We start from the raw sequence: 21,488 nt of genomic DNA, 5'->3' as shown, positions 1-21,488 counted from the left end.
TTTGTGCAGCTTTCTGAAGACAGAATTTATAGCAAAGTGCTGAGTAGGCACTCAGCACTCAGTATTTTCAATAGTTTTTTTTTTACAACATTCTATCGATGGTGCGATACTGAATAGCTTCGGCGACATGATAAGCTTGCAAATCATCATCTCCGGCTAAATCTGCAATAGTCCGAGCAACTTTAAGAATGCGATCACTTGCCCTCGCTGATAAACCTAATTTATTGATGGCGGCTTCTAATAAAGAACGACTAGCATCATCTAGCTTGCACCATTGTTGCAGATGTCGGCTTTGCATTTGAGCATTGCACCGCAGACTTGTTTCTGATTGGAAACGGTGAATACTGCGATCTCGTGCTTGTTGAACTCTTTCCCGTACAGATTTTGATGATTCCCCCATCGGTTGTTGGGTAATTTCCTCTGGTTTGAGGCGATTCACTGCCACTTGCAAATCAATTCTGTCCATCAACGGCCCAGATAGTTTTGCCCAATATTGTTCTCGTTGTCTGGGCGAACAGGTACACTGTTGAATGGTATCGCCGTAGTAACCACAAGGACAGGGATTGGTACTCGCCACTAAAGTAAACTGCGCGGGAAAAACCACAGATTGTCTAGTGCGGGAAATGGTGACATAACCATCTTCTAAAGGCTGACGCAGAAATTCTAAAACATCCCGCTTAAATTCCGTGAGTTCATCGAGAAAAAGTATACCTCTGTGAGATAACGAGATTTCTCCTGGACGGGGAAAACTACCACCACCAACCAAAGAAGGGCCGGATGCGGAATGGTGAGGACTGCGAAAAGGGCGATCGCGCACTAAGGAACCGCGATTTTTTAATAAGCCAGCAACAGAATGAATCCGCGTCACTTCCAAAGCCTCGGAAAATTCCAGCGGTGGTAAAATCCCCGACAAGCGTCTAGCTAACATCGTTTTCCCGCTTCCGGGAGGCCCGACAAATACCAAATTATGTCCGCCTGCTGCTGCAATTTCTAAAGCACGTCGCCCATGAGCTTGTCCTTTAACATCGTGCAAATCTGCATTAGGATAAGATACTTGTACTGTCTCGACTACATCATTTATTTTTACAGGTTGGTAACGTCCAGGATTATTTAATAAATCAACTACTTCCGATATACTTTGACAACCATAAACAGCCAATCCTTTAACCACAGCCGCTTCTTGGGCATTGTCAGCAGGTACAACTAAACCCGTAATTCCCATTTTTTGGGCAGTCGCGGCGATGGGTAGAACCCCAGCCACAGGCCTTAAGCTACCATCTAGGGAAACCTCACCCAAGAATAGATAATCTCCCAATAAATCAGCATGAATTTGCTCAGAAGCCGCTAAAATACCCACACTAATCGGCAAATCAAAACAAGGGCCTTCTTTGCGTAAATCTGCGGGAGTCAAGTTAATCACAATTTTCCGCATAGGAAAGGCAAAACCAGCATTTTTTAAAGTAGCCTTCACCCTTTCTTTCGATTCCTGAACTGCACTATCTGGAAGCCCCAAGACAATAATTCCTGGTAATCCCCCTGATACATCGACTTCTACCCCCACCTTTACCGCATCGATGCCAACAATTGATGCACTCCAGACTCTCGCCAGCATTATTTTATTCCTTAGTCATTAGTCATCCGTCCGTCTTATTATTGACAATTGGCAAATGACAAATAACAAATGACCTATGACTAATCAAGACACAATTTTTAGCAAGATTATTCGTCGGGAGATTCCGGCTAATATCGTCTATGAGGATGATTTAGCCTTAGCGTTTACAGATGTGAATCCCCAAGCGCCAGTTCATATCCTTGTAATTCCCAAAAAACCCATAGCTAAATTAGCTGAGGCGGAAACTGAAGATGCAGCCTTGTTAGGACATCTGTTATTAACAGCCAAGCGTGTAGCCGCAGAAGCTGGTTTAACCAATGGTTATCGCGTTGTCATCAATACTGATGCTGATGGTGGTCAAACTGTCTTCCATTTACATCTGCATATTTTAGGAGGGCGATCGCTGGCTTGGCCTCCTGGTTAATGCCTGAATCCTCAAGAAACATCTGGGTGTGAGGGTATGACAATGAGCAAAACTCTTACACCCAGTCTCCCCAGACAATCTTTTTGCCTGAATCCTACCTCTGTATATTGTTAGTCAACATCTAGTTAATGGGAATAATAACGGAATGTAGAAACATTCTGCACTACTTTTTGATGACATGAGGTATGTATAGATGGCGATAGTCAACTCTAGCCCCATCATTCCTGGGTATAAAATTAACTCACAACTTTATATAGGCTCCAGAACCAAAGTATATCGAGCTATTCGTGAATCAGATCAACTCCCAGTCGTCATCAAATTGTTGACTTCAGAATATCCGAGTTTCAACGAACTACTACAACTTCGTAATCAATACACTATTAGCAAAAATCTACAAATTGCGGGGATAATTCAGCCATTATCATTAGAAACCTACGACAATGGTTATATTTTGGTTATGGCAGATACAGGGGGAATCGCATTACGTGAATATATTCAAACCCACACCCTCTCCCTGGCAGAATTTTTAATCATCGCTATTCAATTAATTACCAGTCTTCATGAATTACACCAAAATCGGGTGATTCATAAAGATATCAAACCTGCAAATATCCTGATTCATCCACAAACAAAACAAATTCAACTAATTGACTTTAGTATCGCTTCACTACTGCCGAAAGAAACCCAACAAATTAACAGTCTGAATGTTTTGGAAGGAACTCTGACTTATATCTCCCCAGAACAAACTGGGAGAATGAACCGAGGAATTGACTACCGGAGTGATTTTTATTCTTTGGGGGTGACATTTTATGAGTTATTAACCGGAAAATTACCATTTAATTGTGATGATCCGATGGAGTTGGTGCATTGTCATCTGGCAAAAATTCCTCATGAAATCAAAAGTGAAAAAATTCCTCAAGTGCTTTCAGATATCGTGATGAAGTTAATGGCGAAAAATGCCGAAGATAGATATCAAAGCGCTTTGGGATTAAAGTATGATTTAGAATTTTGTCTAGATCAACTCCAAGATACAGAAGAAATTACAGATTTTAAAATCGGTCAACGGGATGTATGCGATCGCTTCCTGATTCCCGAAAAATTATATGGTAGAGAAGCCGAGGTTAATAGCTTATTACAAGCGTTTGACCGTGTTGCTAATGGCACTTCCGAAATGATGCTGGTGGCGGGATTTTCGGGGATTGGCAAAACTGCTGTCGTTAATGAAGTCCACAAGCCGATTACCCGTCAGCAAGGGTATTTTATTAAAGGAAAGTTTGACCAATTTAATCGGAATATTCCCTTCAGTGCTTTTGTCCAAGCTTTGCGCGATTTGATGGGGCAATTGTTATCAGAATCGGATACAAATTTGGTACAATGGCGCAGTCAAATTTTAGAAGTGGTAGGGGACAACGGGCAAGTTTTAATTGAGGTAATTCCCGAACTAGAACTAGTAATTGGTAAACAAACACCTGCACCAGAACTATCAGGAACTGCGGCACAAAATCGGTTTAATGTGCTGTTTCAAAAGTTTATTGCTATTTTCACTACATCAGACCATCCTTTAGTGATGTTTTTGGATGATTTACAATGGGCAGATTTGGCTTCTTTGCAGTTAATTAAACTGTTGATGGAGGATGAAAACTATCTGCTGTTATTGGGTGCTTATCGAGACAATGAAGTTTCACCGGCACACCCGTTAATATTGACGGTGGAGGAGATGAAGAAAGCAGGTAAGACAATTAATACTATTACCCTCGCTCCTTTAGCTCATCAAGATGTCAATCAGTTAGTAGCTGATACCTTACGTTGTGAGACGGAGAGATACTCCAAAACCCGTCCTCTGACAGAGTTAATTGAGCGCAAGACTCAAGGTAATCCGTTTTTTATCACCCAGTTTCTCAAAGCTTTGTATGAAGATGGGGAAATTACATTTAATCCTCAGCACGGCTATTGGGAATGTGATATTACCCAAATTCAAGCGCTATCCCTGACTGATGATGTAGTTGAGTTCGTCGCCAAACAGTTGCAAAAATTACCTGACGAAACCCAAAATGTGTTGAAGTTAGCCGCTTGTATTGGTAATTCTTTTGATTTAAAAACCTTGGCGATTGTTTCTCTGCAATCTGTCACCGATGCGGCGACAGCATTATGGAAAGCTGTACAAGAAGGTTTGGTTTTACCCACTAGCCAAACTTACAAATTCTTTCAAATAGAGAGTCAAAAACAAACTGATTCCCAGAAAAATGTTGATGATGATTCTGTCAATTTGACTTATCGCTTTCTGCACGATCGCATTCAACAAGCTGCATATAAACTTATTGCCGAAGATCACAAACAAGCCACCCATCTGGCGATCGGTCAATTACTGTACGCCAATACATTGGATACTCAACTAGATGCACATATATTTGAGATTGTCAATCATCTAAATAAAGGCATTGATTTAATTACTCAGCCTGATGAACAACTAAAGTTAGCTCAACTGAATTTAATGGCGGGATGCAAAGCTAAAAGTGCGATCGCCTATAATGCAGCCGTCAACTACTTCACCCAAGGGATTGATTTACTACCTGCTGATGCTTGGACAAAACACTATGAATTAACTTTGAATCTGCATCACCAGCGTTTAGAAGCAGCTTGCTTAAATACAGACTTTGACAAGTTGACACCTTGGGGTGACATCGTATTGCAATTTGCTACGTCGGTGCTTGACACCATCAAAGTCCATGAAACTCGAATGATGGCATTCCGTTCTCAAGGTAAATTTGCCGAAGTGGTAGAAACTGGGTTGCAGGTATTGAAATTACTCGGTGTGGAATTTCCCGAACAGCCAACTATGGCAGATATTGGCACAGCAGCCCAACAGGCACAAAAACTTTGGCAGGAACGCGCACCCTTAAGTTTGCTAGATTTGCCAGCGATGAATGACCCCCATCAACTCGCAGCAATGCAGATATTAACAAAACTAGTACCTTCAGCACATATTGCGGTACCCCCACTTTTACCATTACTCATCTTCAAGCAAGTTGAGATATCTATTAAGTTTGGGAATTCCTCTATTGCCATTTTTTCTTATGCAGACTACGGATTGATTCTCTGTGGTGTTATGGGAGATATTGATGCTGGGTATGAATTTGGACAATTATCATTAAAGTTACTAGAAAAATACCAGATTAACGCCTTCAAAAGCCGAGCTTATTTTATTGTCAACAGCTTTATTTGTCATTGGAAAGAACCCTTAAGTCAGTCTATCCAATTTCTGCTGGAAGGCTACCAAAATGGACTGGAAACCGGAGATTGGGAATGTGTGGCACTGAACCTCATGACATACGGTCAGTACAGCTATTGGAGTGGTCGAGAATTAATTGCGTTGTCCGAGGAAATGGAGGCTTATCGGCAAGTCATCCGCCAGGTCAAACAAGAAGCAACTTTAAAATATCATGAGTGTTACCAACAAACAATTCTCAACTTATTGGGAGCGTCAGAAATCCCCTATTTATTAGCAGGTGAAGTCTTCAATGCAACCCAGGTTTTACCTCATTTACAAGCTACTCATAATCGAGTTGGGTTATTTCATGTTTCGTTGTCTCAAGCCATTCTCTGTTATCTGTTCGGAGAATATGAACAAGCTTGGGAACAAGCAACTGTAGCAGAACAGCACAATGATGCTGGTATTGGCTATTTCATGGTAGTTGTTCGAGTTTTCTATGATGCCTTAATTCATCTGGCACAGTATGAAAAGGCGGATGCTGAACAACAATCAGTGATTTTAGAGCGAGTCAATAGTCATCAAGAAAAACTGCAAAATTGGGCAAATTTAGCTCCTTTCAACCATCAACATCGCTGGCAACTTATAGCCGCAGAAAAATGTCGAGTTTTGGGTCAATATTATGATGCAATGGCGCATTATGATTTAGCCATTGCTGGAGCAAAAACCCACGGTTATCTACAAGAAGAAGCACTCAGTAATGAACTGGCTGCTAAATTTTATCGGAATTGGGGCAAAGAGAAAGTGGCCGCAGGTTATATGCAAGAGGCATATTACTGTTACGCGCGTTGGGGTAGCCGAGCCAAAACCAAAGATTTGGAAAACCGCTACGCCAATTTACTGCAACTCATTCTCCAGCAAAAAGTACAATCGCTAAATATACTGGAAACAGTATCAGTGAAAGGAAATCCTCCTGTTCCCGTTCACAGTTTTCAGGAGCAAAGTTGTTCTTCTAGCAGTAGTCTCAATGTTGCCTTGGATTTTTCCGCCATCCTCAAAGCTTCCTACGCCATCTCCGGGACAATTCAACTTGATGAACTGCTCAAACAACTGACTCAGCTTATTTTGCAACATTCTGGGGGCGATCGCTGCGCTTTAATTTTGCCTGATAATCAAGGAGAATGGCAAGTGAGAGCTATCGCCACGCCCGATAAAATCGAACTTTTTTGCGAACCTTTAGAAGACAATCCCAATTTACCAGTCAAGTTTATCCAGTACGTGAAAAACACCCAAGAAATTGTGGTGATTGATGAACTTCAAACTGATTTACCTGTAATTGATGAGTATTTAGTTCAACGACAACCGAAAAGTTTATTGTGTTTGCCGATTCTCAATCAAGGAAATTTAATCGGGATTTTGTATTTAAAGAATCACTGTGCTAGTAGGGTATTTACCAGCGATCGCATCCTAATTCTCAATTTTCTGTGTACCCAAGCGGCGATTTCTTTGAAAAATGCCAGTCTTTATCAAGATTCGCAAATTTATGCTCAACAGTTAGAACAATCTCTAGACCAGTTACGCCTGAGTGAAACTCGTTTTCAGAAACTAGCAGATAATATTCCGGGATTGATTTATCAAATTCGGATTCAAGCCGATGGTTCATCTTCTGTGTCTTATGTCAGTTCTGGGTGTCAAACTCTCTACGAAGTGGCGGCTGAGGATATCATGTCAGGTAAATATAGTCTGCGTGATTTTGAACATCCCGACGATCAAGCCGAGGCTTTTCGCGCAACTATGAAGTCAGCGCAAAATCTTACTCCATTTCAACATGAGTGGCGCATTATTACACCCAATGGGAATATCAAGTGGGTAAAAGCCGCTTCCCAGCCAGAACTTAGGGAAAATGGTGAAATGGTATGGGATGGTATTTTGATTGATATTAGCGATCGCAAACGTGCAGAACAAGAACAACAGCGACTGCTGCGAATTTTGGATGCTACTCCAGATATTGTAGGCATTGCCGATGCCAATGGTAATAGTCTCTATATTAATCCAGCTGGACAGAGGGTTTGGCAGATGAACACCGGATTCCACATTTCTACTATCACCCCTCCGATAGCGATGGCACATCTACAAACAGTTGGCATTCCCACTGCTATCCACCAAGGAACTTGGAGTGGTGAATCAGCTATTTTCGATATCCAAGGCAATGAAATTCCCGTTTCTCAGGTAATCATTGCCCATAAAAACGCCGCCGATGAAGTTGAATACATATCAACCATTATTCGAGATATTCGCGATCGCAAACAAACAGAAGCTGCTATTCAACAAAAATCCCAGGATTTAGAAAAAGCACTACAAAAACTACAACAAGCACAACTGCAAATGGTACAAAATGAAAAGATGTCTGCATTAGGTAACTTAGTTGCAGGTATAGCTCATGAAATGAACAATCCGCTTGGCTTTATTTCGGCGAGTCTGAAACAAGCTCAACCTACCTTGTCTGATATTACCGAACACCTTAAACTATATCAACAAGCTCTACCAAATCCTCAAGACGAAATTCTCGATCATGCTGAAGAAATTGACTTGGATTATAGCTTAGAAGATTTGCCAAAAATACTTGATGCAATGGTTATGGCTTGTGAAAGATTAAACAATATCAGCACCAGTTTAAGAACTTTCTCCCGTGCTGATCAAAATTACAAAGTACTATTTAATATTAATGAAGGCATTGATAGTACAATTTTAATTCTCAAACATCGCCTCAAAGCTAACGAACATCATCCAGAAATCATCGTAGTTACAGATTACGATAGTCTGCAACCGATCGCCTGTTTTCCTGGGCAATTAAATCAGGTATTTATGAATATAATGGCCAATGCCATTGATGCTTTAGAAGAATCCAGTGTCGGGCGTAGTTTCGAGAATATTAAACTAAATCCTCACAAAATTATCGTGAGAACTGTAATTGATCATCACAACGTCAAAATCTCCATTGCTGATAATGGTAAAGGTATAAGTGAAGAGGTGAAAACACACATATTTGACTATTTATTTACAACAAAAGGTGTTGGCAAAGGAACCGGAATTGGACTAGCGATCGCCCGCCAAATTGTTGAAGAAAAACATGGTGGTAAAATCGCAGTTAATTCTGTGTTAGGCCAGGGAACAGAATTTGTAATTTTCCTCCCACTAACAGATGAATCTAGCAAAAATGGCGTTACATAATTTTAGCTGAGGATTCAGAATTACCCAAAAACCTAGAGTCATCGATAATATATTGTTGTTCATTCGCCAGCGATAGAATGTTTCATAACTTAAAATTGGAATTATTTTTGGAACTGTGCAACTGGGATTTTTATGATAAATTCTGCTCCTTGATAAACAGATGAAATACACTCTAACGAACCACCGTGTTGCTCAGTAATAATTTGATAGCTAACCGATAAACCTAGCCCAGAACCTTTACCAACAGCTTTGGTAGTAAAAAAAGGATCAAATAACTTTTGTCTAACTTGTTCGGGAATACCAGGGCCATTATCGATAATCCGAATAAGGATTTGTTGAGCATTCAGTTGTTGAGTACAAATCCGAATTTCTGGCTGGGTATGTGAGAATTTTTCTTGAATTAATGACTCTTCTAAAGCATCGATTGCATTGGACAAAATATTCATAAATACTTGATTTAGCTGGCGAGCATAGCACTCAACTAAAGGTAAATTGTCATAATCTTTCAGAACCTGAATTGGGACATGATTGGCTCTAGTTTTCAAACGATGTTCCAAAATACTCAGTGTACTGTCAATACCCTGATGAATATCCACTGCTTTTAACTCGGCTTCATCTAGCCGCGAAAAGGTACGAAGAGAAACCACAATTTGCTGTATGCGTTCAGCACCGACTTCCATTGAAGAGAGTAATTTTAGCAAATCTTCGACTAAAAAATCGAATTCCATCTCTTGAATTGTCGTTTGAATTTCCAGAGCAGGATTGGGATAGTTTATGCGGTAAAGATGAAGTAGATTCAGTAGTTGTTGGATATATTGGTTAGCATAAGTTAAATTGCCATAGATAAAATTTACTGGATTATTGATTTCATGGGCAACTCCAGCAACTAATTGACCCAGAGACGACATTTTCTCACTTTGGATAAGTTGAGCTTGGGTACTTTGTAATTCTTTGAGAGTTTGCTCTAGTTCTATTGCTTGCTGTTTGAGTTGAGCTTCTGCTTGTTTATGTTCTGTAATATCGTCTCGAACCACGAGTAAATATTTAGGCTCACCTTGAGAATCAAGAATCGGAGCTTTTTTAATCTGTAAAATCCGGCTTTCGCCGCTTTTTTTGCGAATTATTTCTTCAGGAATCTCTAATAATGTTTTGCTATCAAGTGCTTCGTGATCTCGCTGAGTAAAGAAATCGGCCTCTTCTTTGGGAAATAAGTCGTAGTCGTTCTTCCCTAAAATTTCATCAGCACTGACACCAGCTAACTTTTCTGCGGCTTGATTACATAAGACAATTCGCAGATCAGCCGCATCTTTGACAAAAACTGCTACAGGCATGGTTTGAATTACAGAATGCAGAAACTGTTGAGTAGTTTGCAATTGTTCTTCTATCCGTTGACGCTCATGCAGTGCAGCTTGCCGTTCACTCTTGTATTGCTGTAATTGATTAGTATATTCTAGAACTGTCTGGCGTAGTTCAGCATTATCTTTTTTGAGTTGCTGAAGGCATTGGCGTAGGCTGATTAATTCTTGATTTAACTCTTCAATAGACATACTGATTTATGATTTTTTAGTTTTAGACATTGAGGAAGCTATGTATATCTCAATACAGTAAATTGATTTGTCTATTACCAGAGTTAAGTAACTTGAAAATGTGATAGCCATACAGAGATTTTGTGTTAGCACAGTTGCTCATATCTATGAATTTGCTGCTGGTGAAGAAGTTATCGTTAGAGAATTTAGCCAAATCTACTGTAATGGAAAGAGCCTGAGATCATTTTGCCCAAATCAATATCAAATATTAACTAGTAGTTAAATTTAAATCCCCAGGCTTTTCCTCAGCTAATATTCCGGACAAGCCTACTGTTTCCTGGCTTACATATCTTCTAATTCCATTCCTTTGGTTTCCTTGATAAAAAAGAGAACGAAAAACAGTGAGATAGCTGCCGCAGTGGTATAGATTCCGTAGGCTGCACCTAAGCCGAAATATTGCAGGATGGGAGGAAAGGATATAGACACAGCGAAATTTGCTACCCATTGCATCGCCGCCGCCACAGACAGTGCAGCAGCCCGAATTTTGTTGTTGAACATTTCGCCTAACAGTACCCAGGTAACTGGCCCCCAGGAAAAACCAAAGCAAAATACATAGAGATTGGCGGCAACAAGAGCGACAATACCTGCACTTCCGGTCAGGCTTGGATTCCCAGCAGCATCTATTGGGGCTGTGCCGAAAATTGATGCCATTGTTCCCAAGGTAATGGTCATACCGATTGAGCCGAGAATCAATAGGGGTTTACGACCAAATTTATCGACGAAAGCGATCGCTACTAATGTAGTAATAATATTTACTGCACCTGTGATCACTGTAATTGAGAGGGAATCTTTTTCGGAAAAGCCAACCGCCCGCCATAAAACGCTGCTGTAGTAAAAGATGACGTTAATACCGACGAATTGCTGAAGTAAAGATATACCGATACCAACCCAAACTATGGGGAGAAGTCCGCCACTCCGGCGTAAGAGGTCAGAAAATTGCGGCTCCCGTTCTCTCATGACTGTTTGGCGAATTTCCTCGATTTTGGCTAAAACATTACCGCCGATAATTTTACTAAGAACATTGGCGGCTTCTGGCTCTCGTCCTTGAGCTACTAAATAGCGAGGCGATTCAGGAATCATTAAAGCGGCCATCCCATACAGCACCGCCGGCGGAATTTCTGTCCAAAACATCCACCGCCAAGCAGCAATCCCAAATAAAAAGGGCGACTCGGCTGAACCTGCTGATACTGCTATAAAGTAGTCACATAGTAAGGCAATGAAAATGCCAATGACGATCGCTAGTTGTTGCAAAGACCCTAACCTACCGCGCAAATTGCTAGGAGAACACTCAGCAATGTAAGCTGGGGCAATCACACTGGCAGCACCAACCGCAAGTCCACCCAACAGCCGCCAAAAGATAAAATCCCAAATGCCAAAGGCAATTCCAGAGCCAATAGCACTAATGGTAAATAACACTGAAGCTACCACCATTGCTTTGACTCGTCCATATCGGTCGGCAATTTTGCCAGCATAGAAGGCTCCCACCGCCGAGCCTAATAATGCCAACGATACCGCAAGGCCAGTTAGTACACTGTTGGTACTAAAAGCTGTGGATAAAGCTGCAACTGCACCGTTAATCACGGCGGTATCAAATCCGAACAGAAAGCCACCGAGGGCAGCAGCACCAGCAATTAAAATTACATAGAAGGTGTTGGATTTACGACGAGTTGTGGTGGATGTCATGGTTGTATTTGGTGTTGGGGAATAAGATTATGAGTTATTCACGCAGAGACGCGGAGGCGCAGAGAAAAGAAGGAGAGTTGATAGTGCTGACTATTCTTCGCCCTGCACCTTTACACTCGTGCCTAACGCCTAGAACGTCTGCGGAGTCGATCAATCATGACGGCGGCAATGATGACTAAGCCTTTCACAACGAGTTGCCAGAAGTAAGACATATTTAACAAGGTCAAACCATTGTTAAGAACGGCAATGATTAATGCACCTAACAATGTGCCGCCAATTGTGCCGATACCGCCTGTGAAGCTGGTTCCACCAAGAATAACCGCAGCGATCGCATCTAATTCATAACCCTGTCCTAATATTCCTGTGGCACTATACAGCCGACTGGCGCTCATAATTCCGGCTAAACCTGCCAGCAATCCACTCACGCCATAAACAAATAGCAAGACGCGATTGACTTTGATACCTGTTAATCTGGCGGCTCGTTCGTTACCGCCTACTGCATATATCTGCACACCTAAAACAGTTTGACGCAGCACAAACCAACTCACAGCTACAGTTAACAGGGCAATGATGACTAGCCAGGGAATGGGGCCGATGTAGCTATTACCTATCCAAGCAAAGTTGATGTTGCGGTTAATAACTGTTGTACCGTTGGCAACTAAAAAGGCCGCGCCTCTTAAGGCCGTTAATGAACCCAAGGTGACAATAAACGGCGGTACATCCAAAAAGGTGATTAACGCACCGTTGAGTAAACCTAAAAGCAAACCTGTCAGTAAAGCTGCTGGTACAGCCAACCAACCTAAAGCCGGCAGCAAAGATACTAATACTGCAACTACGGCAGATACAGCCAAGATTGAACCTACGGAAAGGTCAATCCCACCAGTGAGAATCACAAATGTCATCCCGGTTGCCAGCACAATATTAATTGATGCTTGACGTAAGATGTTGACGGCGTTACCTGCTGTGAAAAAGTTGGGACTTAGCAGGGAAAATAAAATGCAGATGATTACGAGAATCGGTAAAATACCCGCAACTTGCAAGAAATTATTGATAGATTTACGCCGACTGGCTGCGGAATTTTGGCTAGGTCTATTATTGACAGGTCTTAAGGTTTGACTCATGATGCTACCTCCGATGCTCCAGTTGCATAGTGCATAATGTTTTCTTGGGTGATTTCTCTGTCTGGGGTGTCGTCTAGTTCGCCGACTAACTGTCCTTCGCGCATGACTAAAACGCGATCGCTCATCCCGACAATTTCGGGCAATTCGCTGGAAACCATGAGAATTGCGACTCCTTGGGCAGCTAAGTCACTGATAATCCGGTAAATTTCGCTTTTCGCCCCGATATCTACGCCGCGTGTTGGTTCATCTAGCATCAATACTCTGGGGTTAATGGCTAACCACCGCGCCAGTAAGAGTTTTTGCTGATTCCCACCGGAAAGATCCACGGCTCTAATTTCTAAATTCGCCAACCGAATATGGAAGTTTTCAACGGCTTCTGTGGCAATCTTATTGACTGAACCCCAGTTAACAATGCCACCTTTGGCATCCTGTCTGAGTCGATTCAGTCCAATATTCTTGCGGGAACTCATCTCTAGAAATAAACCTTGGTCTTTGCGGTCTTCGGGTACGTAGCCAATCCCCGCGGCGATCGCATCACTGGGCGAATGAATCTCTAGTTTTTTGCCATTTAGGAAGACTTCACCGCTAACTTTGCGATCAGCACCAAAAATCAACCTCGATACTTCTGTCCTTCCTGCACCCACTAACCCAGCTAGTCCCAGAATTTCGCCCGCACGCAGTTGAAAACTAGCTGGCTGTATCTTGCGCCCATCACTAATATTTCTGACTTCCAACACCACTGCGCCAGGGTTCTTTTGTCGTTGATGTTCGTAGAAGTCCTGCATGGAACGACCAACCATCATTTGTACCAATCTCTGCGGCGAAATTTCTTCACGGGTCAAACTGCCAATATATTGACCATCACGTAGTACACTAATTCGGTCAGCCAAGGCATAGATTTCTTCCATCCGATGACTGATGTAGATAATCGCAATGCCATTGTTGCGGAGTTTGCGAATCACTTGAAATAAACTCTCAGTCTCGCGGTCAGATAAGGCGGCTGTTGGTTCATCCATGACCAAAATCCGGCTTTTATCTTTCAGCGCCCTGGCGATTTCTACTTGTTGTTGTTCGGCGATCGCTAATGTACCGACTATAGTTTGCGGTGTAAAAGTCGCCCCCAAACTGTCTAGCACCTGCTGGGCTTCGAGTTCCATTGTTTTGCGGTCTAAAAATTGACCCCGTTGCAACTCGCTCCCCATAAACATATTTTCGGTAACGGTTAAATTGGGTGCAACGTTCAATTCCTGATAAATCAGATTAATACCCGCTTTGCGTGCTGTACCCGGATCGGTAATTTTCACAGGTTGACCATTGATGCGAATCTCGCCTTCATCGGCAATATAAGCCCCAGCGAGAATTTTCATTAATGTGCTTTTACCTGCCCCATTTTCACCCATGAGGGCGTGAACTTCTCCGGGATAAATGGTGAGATTTACACCTTGCAAAGCTGCAACACCATGAAATCGTTTAGCAATCCCCTGCATTTCTAGTACAGGGGTAACAGTTGAGGACGGCGGAAAATCAGTTTGAATATTTGTTGTCATAAATTTCAGTGCTGAGTTAGGCATTAAAAAGGCAAAAGTAAAAAGGCAAAAGTAAAAAGATTAGTTTCTTTTGACTTTTGACTGATTTCTTTCCAATCCCTTACCAACCTGTTGATGTACTCACGTTCTCTTTGGTAATCAACTTGGCGGGAATCAAAATGTCTGGTGATGCGGGTTTTTTGCCATGTAAGATATCGTTACCAACCCGAACTGCTGTTTGTGTCATCCCTCTGGGATTTTGAGTAGCAGTTGCCGCATATAAGCTATCGTTAGAGGCGATCGCTTGGATGGCTTCTGGCGCACCGTCAACTCCGACTATGAAAAATTCGCTGCGTTTGGCTTGGTTGGCGGCTAAATCTACTCCCACACCGCTAGGATCGTTGATGGCAAAAACAGCATCAATTTTGGGAAAAGTTACCAGAATATCGCTCATCACTCTCAGTCCCCCATCCCGGCTACCTTCGGCGTTCTGGTCTTTAGACAGGATTTTGATATCGGGATATTTGGCTAAGACTTTCAAGCAGCCATCAACTCGCTGAATTACCGAAGCTACTGGCGGCCCGTTGACTATGACTACATTGCCTTTACCTTGGAGGCGATTGGCAATATATTGACAGCTAATTTCTCCTGCTTGCAAGTTATTGGTGGTGACAGTAGCATCTACCTCTGCGTCTACGCCTGTGTCTACCGCAATTACAATCTTGCCTGCTTTTCTGGCTTGCTCAACTGCTGGTCTGATACCTTTAGAGTCAGCCGCATTCAAAATAATAATGTCAGTATTCGCCGCGACGAAGTTTTCAATTTGATTAAATTGCTGATTCAGGTCATATCCGCTAGAAACAACGGTAACTCTGACATCATTCCCACCGATTTTTTTGGCTTCTTTCTCCGCGCCTTGTGCCATGACGACGAAGAAAGGATTACTTAAATCGCCCAGTGTCACACCAACGGCTCGTAATTTAACATTGCGCTCACCGTTGTTGCTCGGCGTAGTTGTGTCAGTAACATTTTTTGTATCAGTGTTCGTGGCTGTGTCGCCATTGGGAGAAACATTGGTGCAGCTGACTAAAGTACCACTGACAATACTTAATAAAGTCGCTGCGTAGACGCGCAGCGGCTTGTCCTTGGACATCGCCTGTTTTTTCACATTCATTCACATCCTATTAAAAAAGCGGGGAAAACTGGAAATATGTGTAGAAATATTAACTAAGCTAAAATCCTCTTTTAATTTTGTCGTCTGCCTTTTGTTTTCTGCTTTCTCCTAACGATAGATATTTACTCCGGCTTGACTGGAAAAAGTTGTCATTATTTGAGATGTTGCTAAAAGTTGAACCTGTGCGGGGGAAAAGTTTACTCAAGTCGGTAAAATTTTTTAGACAGATTTTTAGATTGATCCCTCATATTTATCTGAGGGCTTTTAGCATTAATTAACTATTGGTAAAAATCTTATAATCTAAAGACTTCAACCAATTCTGCAAATTTTGGCAACAGGTTCTCCAAAAAGAACCTATTGCTAAATCTGATTTTATTAATGTTTGAATTAGGCTTATGCACAGGTGTGCATTCCTGATGCTTTTTATTTTTGCACAGGTGTGCATAAAATTTGTGTTAATTTTGTTTAAGTTACCTAGGGTCGTGGTAAACATGAGTAAACGAAAGATTTCCATTGAAGATATTGCTCGCAAAGCAGGCGTTTCTCATTCAACAGTTTCACGCGCTTTACGAGACAGTCCTTTGATTAGTTCTAAGGTGCGGGAGGAAATCAAAAGACTGGCGCAAGAAATGAATTATGTACCAAATGCGATCGCCCAAAGTTTACAAAATCAGCGCACTTATACCGTTGGGGTAATTGTCACATCCATAGCCGATCCCTTTTTTGGTGAGTTAGTTGAGGGAGTTGAACAAGTTGCGCGACTTGCTGGCTTAAATGTGTTGTTAAATGCTTCACATGGAGATTTTGAGCAGGAAATAGCTGCGATTGAGAATTTTCATTACCGGAGAGTTGACGGAATTTTAGTCGCTGACTCACGCATAGGTAAACACTATACCAAGCAGTTAACCCAATTTACTGTGCCGACAGTTTTAATTAACATCGACACAGCAGATCAAAATGAAACCTTTCACTCAGTCACCATAGATGACCGCCTAGGTGGCTGTTTAGCTGTAGAACATCTCCTAGATTTAGGACACACTCGTATCGGTTATTTAGGTGTGGGTGATGGTAGCAAAGCCGACCAACAGCGCCTAGAAGGATATCAAATAGCTCTAACTCAAGCAGGTCTAACACAAAATACAGATTGGGTCGCAATTCCACATCGGGATGAGCAAGCAATCAGCGATATTGACATTGGCAAAAAAATGCTCTCTCAACTAGTTAATGCTGGCGTAACAGGCATCTTTTGCTACAACGATATGGTCGCAATTGGCGCTCTCTTAGCCTGTAAAGAACTAAATATTTCCGTACCAGCAGATTTGAGCCTTGTGGGATTTGATAATATTGCTCTGGCCAGTTACATTACCCCACCACTGACAACAGTCAGTCAACGGATGGTAGAAATGGGTGAATTTGCTATGACCATGTTGCTGGAGTTATTTGAGGGAAAACCTGTAGACAATATTCTTCTCTCTCCGTTTTTAGTTAAAAGAGGGAGTACAGCAACAGTCACGAGAGCAAAAAATTCAGTGATTACATTGAGGTGAAAACTTAAATTGCTGGTAAAGTTTATAAGTATGTAACGAACAGTTAAGCAGAAAAATTACGTACCTACAAAAAAATTACCGGAGCAGTTAGAGATAGAAAACTGCCCCGGTTAATTAATTTAGATAAAATACTCAAAGTTATGAAATTGGATTTACGCAACAACTTTTCTGGATAAACTCACGGTAGGCTATGATTTCGTCAATGCTGCTGAGAAAAGTTGTTTACATCAAATTTTAGTGGTTCTGCAATGCTTATTTGCCAAGAAAAATAATAGAAGACTCTGGATCAGGGAATATTTGTAAAAAACTAGAGACTGTACCTTCAGAAGGTTGGGCGGTAAATTGTTCTTTGTCCGAGTTAAACATCCAAAAAAATATACTCCCAATCCAAAATCAGAAATCAGGGACTAATTAGTCATTGTCCCATTGCTCACGACCAATGAGGTCGCCAATGCGATCGCGCAGAAGAAAATCGCATTTTTCTAATTCACATTCAACGCACACCCACTCTCTCGCTGGGATGTATTGGCAGAGTGTATATATTGGCTGTTGTCGGCTAACCATCCCTTTATGCACCAGTCGGCGTGCTTCGTCTTGGATTACATCTAAAGAGTAGTAATTGATAGAAGGCACCGTATTCACACTCATGATTTTTACTCACACATTTATACGTAGATAGTATTCCCACTTATTGTAGGAAACAAACATGACAGAGATTAGACTTGTAACTAGGGTTTTGTATTTTGCTATACGGAACTAATTTCATTTTGACGCTACACACCCTAAAATTATCTAAAGAAATGTTGAGAAAGTCAACATTCTCTGACATTAACCTGATATATAGTCAATCCAAAAATCCCATAGTAGTAAAATTTACCCCTTGTAAAGGTTGTATTATCTACCTTAAAGAAGTTCTCAAGCTTTACAGGAACTGCCTTAAAGCATAATTTAACAGGTAATAATAGTTCATACTGCAACTTTAGTTATCAAAACAGAATTTAGGAGTCAGTTATCAGAGTAGGCTAGTTCTTCCTTGCTCATCGACCTTCGGTCAAGGGAACCTACCATGTACACACAAGTGTTAAACCACATCCCGCCTAGAACCAAAGTTCCAGGCTCATAGCCAAAGTCCACAAAGCATGGACTGGAAGACATTTTTGGTTGAGTCATCTTCAGATGACTTGCGCTATGAGACTCGGAATGAATTCCGAGGCGGGACAGATGCACTCAACGAACATTTATTTATATGTATTTTTATGCTCTATCAAGTGAAATGGTATGACCCAGAATTCTGGCTATTTCAGATCTGTTTAGATTAGAACTAACTTCATATAACTTTAAATCCCCACGGCTTTATCAAAGCGCAGCATTTCCAAACTGCGATCGCCATAGACCCCTTCAATTTGTTGGCGACAGCAATCTATAGCAAAATCATTGAGTTCTTCTGGTTCAATCCCATACATATCTTGAAACGCCTCAGTTTCTACCCGACAGAACCGCGGACGGTTGGGGTAAATTTGGCATTCTCTTGTATCGTGGTCGAAATTAATGCACCAGCCATCTTTGCCTACCATACTTAGGTAAAGTTCTAACTCCTCTGGCAAGAGATATTCCTCTAAATCGGGGCGTTCTGCTGGGTCGAGATTACAGCAGGCTCCACATTGTTTGACACATTGCCAGTTTGCCATTTTATGTTTTTTCCTATAATTTTGTTAAGTAAATTAAAACTCGCATACCATTGCCGGATATGATCAAATGCGGGTTTTGCAACTGAATTGATTATCGAACTGTTTTAAGATAATTGGGAGGAAAGAGAAAAATGTTTGACGGTATCATTAGCGCTGTCACCAGTATCAATTGGGAAGTTATTTTCCAGCTACTCTCTGTAGCACTAATTGTCATTGCTGGGCCTGCTGTAATTTTTGTTTTGGCTTTTCGCAACGGCAACCTGTAAGAGTTTCAAGTGCTGAGTGCTGAGTGCTGAGTGAAACATCAGTATTCATGACTCAGCATTTATAGGATCTAAAAGTAATAAAATATACTATTAAATTCTAAAGGCTAAGTATAAAAACTATTCTAATTCTGACTCCTGACTCCTGAATTCTGCTTTATGTATGATAATGCTTGCAAGGCAGCTTGAATAATGGAATCATATTGCGGTTGAGATATATCAACCTCTATAGCCTCTTCACGACTGGTTCCCAATAGTCCGATGATATTTCCTGGGTGCATAACGAGAATTTTGCCTTCAGGATTTTTGATTCTGAGTTCCGGTAAATAATTATTTTGATAAATACCACAAGTATATTGACGTTCCTGGTAGTGAAAAGAAGTTTTGAGTGGGTGCGTGGGGGAATTGTAAAAGATTTGAGAGGAGACTGTTGTTAATCTCACCCCTACCAACTCCAACTCAATAGTGCTATTACCGTTAAAAGTATTTTCGCGTAACTTGTAAGCTACATCAACTCGCTGGGGTAAAGGGTAATAATCACGCCAACGCCAAGCGATCGCCTTAATTGTATACTGCTGATTATTGATAGTTTGGGCTAGTTTCACCTTAATATGACCCTTCCCCACAATTTGCTGTTCCATGACTTGGACATTTGCTGTCCAAAAAATTGGATCGGGGTTATCGATACCGCAAGGATGGAGAGCATTTAATTGTTGAAAAAGCTGGTGATTGATCTGATCAAAATTAGCTTGAGCATCAATTTTGAGGAGTGGCTTGAGGTGTTGCGGTTCTAGACACTGGTTAGCAAAATCAATTAACCGCGATCGCACCAATTCTAAATTTTCTGCTGGTAATGAAAATCCACCCGCTGCTTTGTGTCCGCCGAATTTACCTAACAAATCTCGACAATATTCCAACGCCTCAAACACATGAAACTCAGGAATTCCCCGCGCTGAACCGCGGATGTGTCCTGCATCTTCATAAGTACCAATAAAAACAGGCACACCGTAGCGTTCTACCAAGCGAGAGGCGACAATCCCAATTACCCCATGATGCCACTCTGGTTGCACAACAACCAATACCCGGTCTTGGGGTAAAGAGGCGATGAATTCTGATTCTACATAAGCGATCGCTTCTTGTTCAATCTCCTCGCACATTTGCTGACGACTGGTGTTTGTTTGTTCACACTGCATTGCTCTTGTCAGCGCAATTCCTATATCATCAGTAGTCAGCAAATCAATCACCGTCTGCGGATCACCAATGCGACCAACAGCGTTAATTCTTGGCCCTAGACGAAAGCCGATATCCTCTGGTTTGAGGGATTTAGAAGAATTTTTCTCCCCTGCTCCCCTGCCCCCCTGCCCTGCCTCCTTGGCTTGCACACCCCCTATTTGGATTAACGCCTGCACTCCTGGTAACTTAGATTTAGGTAAATGTTTTAAACCACGTTTTACCCAGCGGCGATTGACACCAGTTAAAGGTGCTAAATCTGCAATAGTTCCCAAAGTGAATAATTCTAGCATTGGCTGAATTAAGCCTCTGGTTTCGCCTAGCTGTTGTGCGAGACAAACCGCCAAAATATATGCAACACCAACACCAGCCACACCGCGATAAGGTGAAGATTCAGCGATGAGTTTGGGGTTGAGAATCGCATCGGCTGGGGGTAATTGTTGCGGGATGTCGTGGTGGTCGGTGACAATGACTTTTACGCCGAGTTCTCTGGCTCTAGCAATGGGTTCATAAGCAGAGATACCATTATCGACAGTGAGAATTAGCCTGACACCTTCACTATGAAATTCTTCAACGATGCGTTTGTTAATACCGTAACCTTCGTGCATCCGACTAGGGATAGCATAATCTACCTGCGCGCCTAAAGCCCGGAGACTCCGCAAGAGTAATGCAGTGCTAGTCATCCCGTCTGCATCATAGTCCCCACAAATAGCAATTTTACTTTGAGATGCGATCGCCTCTTGCAACAACTCCACACTCATCGCCAAATCAGGAAATTCTTCTAAAGGCGAAGGTAAAACTATCGATTCTGGTTCTAAAAATGCTTGTGCTTGCGCTGGTGTTTCAATTCCCCGATTAATTAATAACTGGCTGATAATAGGGGAAAGATTAGTTAAACTTGCCAGTTTTTCAGCTAAATCTACTTTTTGTGGGTAAATTTGCCAACGCTGATTGGGTAAGCGCCTACGAATTTGTGAACGTTCTGTTAAAGGTCGGTCTAGCACGATGAAGGACGATAGTTGGGAGTTGTTGCGTAACTCTTAACTGATAACACTTTTCCAACACATTAGACCTCTTGCAAAAGTCCCATGAGCGTGGGAAAAGTAGCTGAGAGCTTTCTTGACATCTATGAGCTACGAAAAGGTAAAGAACCTCAAACCAGAAGAATTCAAACGGCTGTGTGGTGTGCATCCGG

General features: G+C 41.8%; 14 protein-coding genes. 4 read left to right on the top strand and 10 right to left on the bottom strand.

Annotated elements, in window-relative coordinates:
• Positions 1-82: 82 nt before the first annotated feature.
• Positions 83-1,612 carry a YifB family Mg chelatase-like AAA ATPase gene (locus IQ244_RS04925; RefSeq protein WP_193890398.1) on the bottom strand — a complete coding sequence of 510 codons (1,530 nt, stop codon included), beginning with the start codon at positions 1,610-1,612 and terminating at the stop codon, positions 83-85.
• Between the two features lie 76 nt (positions 1,613-1,688).
• Here IQ244_RS04925 and IQ244_RS04920 point away from each other — a divergent pair, with 76 nt between their 5' ends.
• Complete coding sequence (locus IQ244_RS04920) at positions 1,689-2,036, top strand: histidine triad nucleotide-binding protein (protein WP_193890396.1); 348 nt, start codon at positions 1,689-1,691, stop codon at positions 2,034-2,036.
• Between the two features lie 193 nt (positions 2,037-2,229).
• A complete protein-coding gene (locus IQ244_RS04915) occupies positions 2,230-8,475 on the top strand; it encodes an ATP-binding sensor histidine kinase (RefSeq protein ID WP_193890395.1) in 6,246 nt (2,081 codons plus the stop codon).
• A 101-nt stretch (positions 8,476-8,576) separates the two neighbouring features.
• Here the strand turns inward: IQ244_RS04915 and IQ244_RS04910 are convergent, their stop codons facing one another.
• From IQ244_RS04910 to IQ244_RS04890, 5 genes are all read right to left on the bottom strand, one after another.
• On the bottom strand, positions 8,577-10,022 hold the full coding sequence (locus IQ244_RS04910) for a sensor histidine kinase (protein WP_193890394.1): 1,446 nt from the start codon (positions 10,020-10,022) through the stop codon (positions 8,577-8,579).
• A 321-nt stretch (positions 10,023-10,343) separates the two neighbouring features.
• Positions 10,344-11,744: a sugar porter family MFS transporter gene (locus tag IQ244_RS04905; protein ID WP_193890393.1), complete on the bottom strand. Its 1,401-nt coding sequence runs from the start codon at positions 11,742-11,744 to the stop codon at positions 10,344-10,346.
• A gap of 122 nt (positions 11,745-11,866) precedes the next feature.
• A complete protein-coding gene (locus tag IQ244_RS04900) occupies positions 11,867-12,865 on the bottom strand; it encodes an ABC transporter permease subunit (RefSeq protein ID WP_193890392.1) in 999 nt (332 codons plus the stop codon).
• On the bottom strand, positions 12,862-14,412 hold the full coding sequence (locus IQ244_RS04895; RefSeq protein ID WP_193890391.1) for a sugar ABC transporter ATP-binding protein: 1,551 nt from the start codon (positions 14,410-14,412) through the stop codon (positions 12,862-12,864). Before IQ244_RS04895 ends, IQ244_RS04900 begins: the two co-directional genes overlap by 4 nt.
• 100 nt (positions 14,413-14,512) lie before the next feature.
• Positions 14,513-15,565 carry an ABC transporter substrate-binding protein gene (locus IQ244_RS04890; RefSeq protein WP_193890390.1) on the bottom strand — a complete coding sequence of 351 codons (1,053 nt, stop codon included), beginning with the start codon at positions 15,563-15,565 and terminating at the stop codon, positions 14,513-14,515.
• Between the two features lie 491 nt (positions 15,566-16,056).
• Here IQ244_RS04890 and IQ244_RS04885 point away from each other — a divergent pair, with 491 nt between their 5' ends.
• On the top strand, positions 16,057-17,112 hold the full coding sequence (locus IQ244_RS04885) for a LacI family DNA-binding transcriptional regulator (protein ID WP_228058740.1): 1,056 nt from the start codon (positions 16,057-16,059) through the stop codon (positions 17,110-17,112).
• Between the two features lie 411 nt (positions 17,113-17,523).
• Here the strand turns inward: IQ244_RS04885 and IQ244_RS04880 are convergent, their stop codons facing one another.
• The 3 genes from IQ244_RS04880 to IQ244_RS04870 form a co-directional block, all read right to left on the bottom strand.
• Positions 17,524-17,760 carry a DUF4327 family protein gene (locus IQ244_RS04880; RefSeq protein ID WP_015115066.1) on the bottom strand — a complete coding sequence of 79 codons (237 nt, stop codon included), beginning with the start codon at positions 17,758-17,760 and terminating at the stop codon, positions 17,524-17,526.
• 357 nt (positions 17,761-18,117) lie between these two features.
• Positions 18,118-18,282, bottom strand: coding sequence for a hypothetical protein (locus tag IQ244_RS04875; protein ID WP_193890387.1), 165 nt, complete (start codon positions 18,280-18,282; stop codon positions 18,118-18,120).
• 167 nt (positions 18,283-18,449) lie between these two features.
• Positions 18,450-18,800: a YkgJ family cysteine cluster protein gene (locus tag IQ244_RS04870; protein WP_193890385.1), complete on the bottom strand. Its 351-nt coding sequence runs from the start codon at positions 18,798-18,800 to the stop codon at positions 18,450-18,452.
• Positions 18,801-18,931: 131 nt separating this feature from the next.
• Between IQ244_RS04870 and psb30 the strand changes: the two genes are divergently transcribed.
• Positions 18,932-19,066 carry a photosystem II reaction center protein Ycf12/Psb30 gene (psb30, locus tag IQ244_RS04865; protein WP_015114955.1) on the top strand — a complete coding sequence of 45 codons (135 nt, stop codon included), beginning with the start codon at positions 18,932-18,934 and terminating at the stop codon, positions 19,064-19,066.
• Positions 19,067-19,188: 122 nt separating this feature from the next.
• On the opposite strand, the gene recJ is transcribed toward psb30, so the two are convergent.
• Positions 19,189-21,297 carry a single-stranded-DNA-specific exonuclease RecJ gene (gene recJ / locus IQ244_RS04860; protein ID WP_193890383.1) on the bottom strand — a complete coding sequence of 703 codons (2,109 nt, stop codon included), beginning with the start codon at positions 21,295-21,297 and terminating at the stop codon, positions 19,189-19,191.
• Between the last annotated feature and the right edge of the window lie 191 nt (positions 21,298-21,488).

The organism is Nostoc sp. LEGE 06077 (assembly GCF_015207705.1).
GTDB lineage: Bacteria > Cyanobacteriota > Cyanobacteriia > Cyanobacteriales > Nostocaceae > Nostoc_B.
Note: the sequence above shows the minus strand (reverse complement) of the source record. Positions and strands in the feature narration are given on the sequence as shown.

Excerpts from the sequence above, each read along its gene's own strand:
- psb30 (WP_015114955.1), top strand. The coding sequence starts at position 18,932 with ATGTTTGACGGTATCATTAGCGCTGTCACCAGTATCAATTGGGAAGTT.
- IQ244_RS04900 (WP_193890392.1), bottom strand. The coding sequence starts at position 12,865 with ATGAGTCAAACCTTAAGACCTGTCAATAATAGACCTAGCCAAAATTCC.
- IQ244_RS04875 (WP_193890387.1), bottom strand. The coding sequence starts at position 18,282 with ATGACTCAACCAAAAATGTCTTCCAGTCCATGCTTTGTGGACTTTGGC.
- IQ244_RS04905 (WP_193890393.1), bottom strand. The coding sequence starts at position 11,744 with ATGACATCCACCACAACTCGTCGTAAATCCAACACCTTCTATGTAATT.
- IQ244_RS04895 (WP_193890391.1), bottom strand. The coding sequence starts at position 14,412 with ATGACAACAAATATTCAAACTGATTTTCCGCCGTCCTCAACTGTTACC.
- IQ244_RS04920 (WP_193890396.1), top strand. The coding sequence starts at position 1,689 with ATGACTAATCAAGACACAATTTTTAGCAAGATTATTCGTCGGGAGATT.
- IQ244_RS04870 (WP_193890385.1), bottom strand. The coding sequence starts at position 18,800 with ATGGCAAACTGGCAATGTGTCAAACAATGTGGAGCCTGCTGTAATCTC.
- IQ244_RS04890 (WP_193890390.1), bottom strand. The coding sequence starts at position 15,565 with ATGAATGTGAAAAAACAGGCGATGTCCAAGGACAAGCCGCTGCGCGTC.
- IQ244_RS04915 (WP_193890395.1), top strand. The coding sequence starts at position 2,230 with ATGGCGATAGTCAACTCTAGCCCCATCATTCCTGGGTATAAAATTAAC.
- IQ244_RS04885 (WP_228058740.1), top strand. The coding sequence starts at position 16,057 with ATGAGTAAACGAAAGATTTCCATTGAAGATATTGCTCGCAAAGCAGGC.
- IQ244_RS04910 (WP_193890394.1), bottom strand. The coding sequence starts at position 10,022 with ATGTCTATTGAAGAGTTAAATCAAGAATTAATCAGCCTACGCCAATGC.
- IQ244_RS04925 (WP_193890398.1), bottom strand. The coding sequence starts at position 1,612 with ATGCTGGCGAGAGTCTGGAGTGCATCAATTGTTGGCATCGATGCGGTA.
- IQ244_RS04880 (WP_015115066.1), bottom strand. The coding sequence starts at position 17,760 with ATGAGTGTGAATACGGTGCCTTCTATCAATTACTACTCTTTAGATGTA.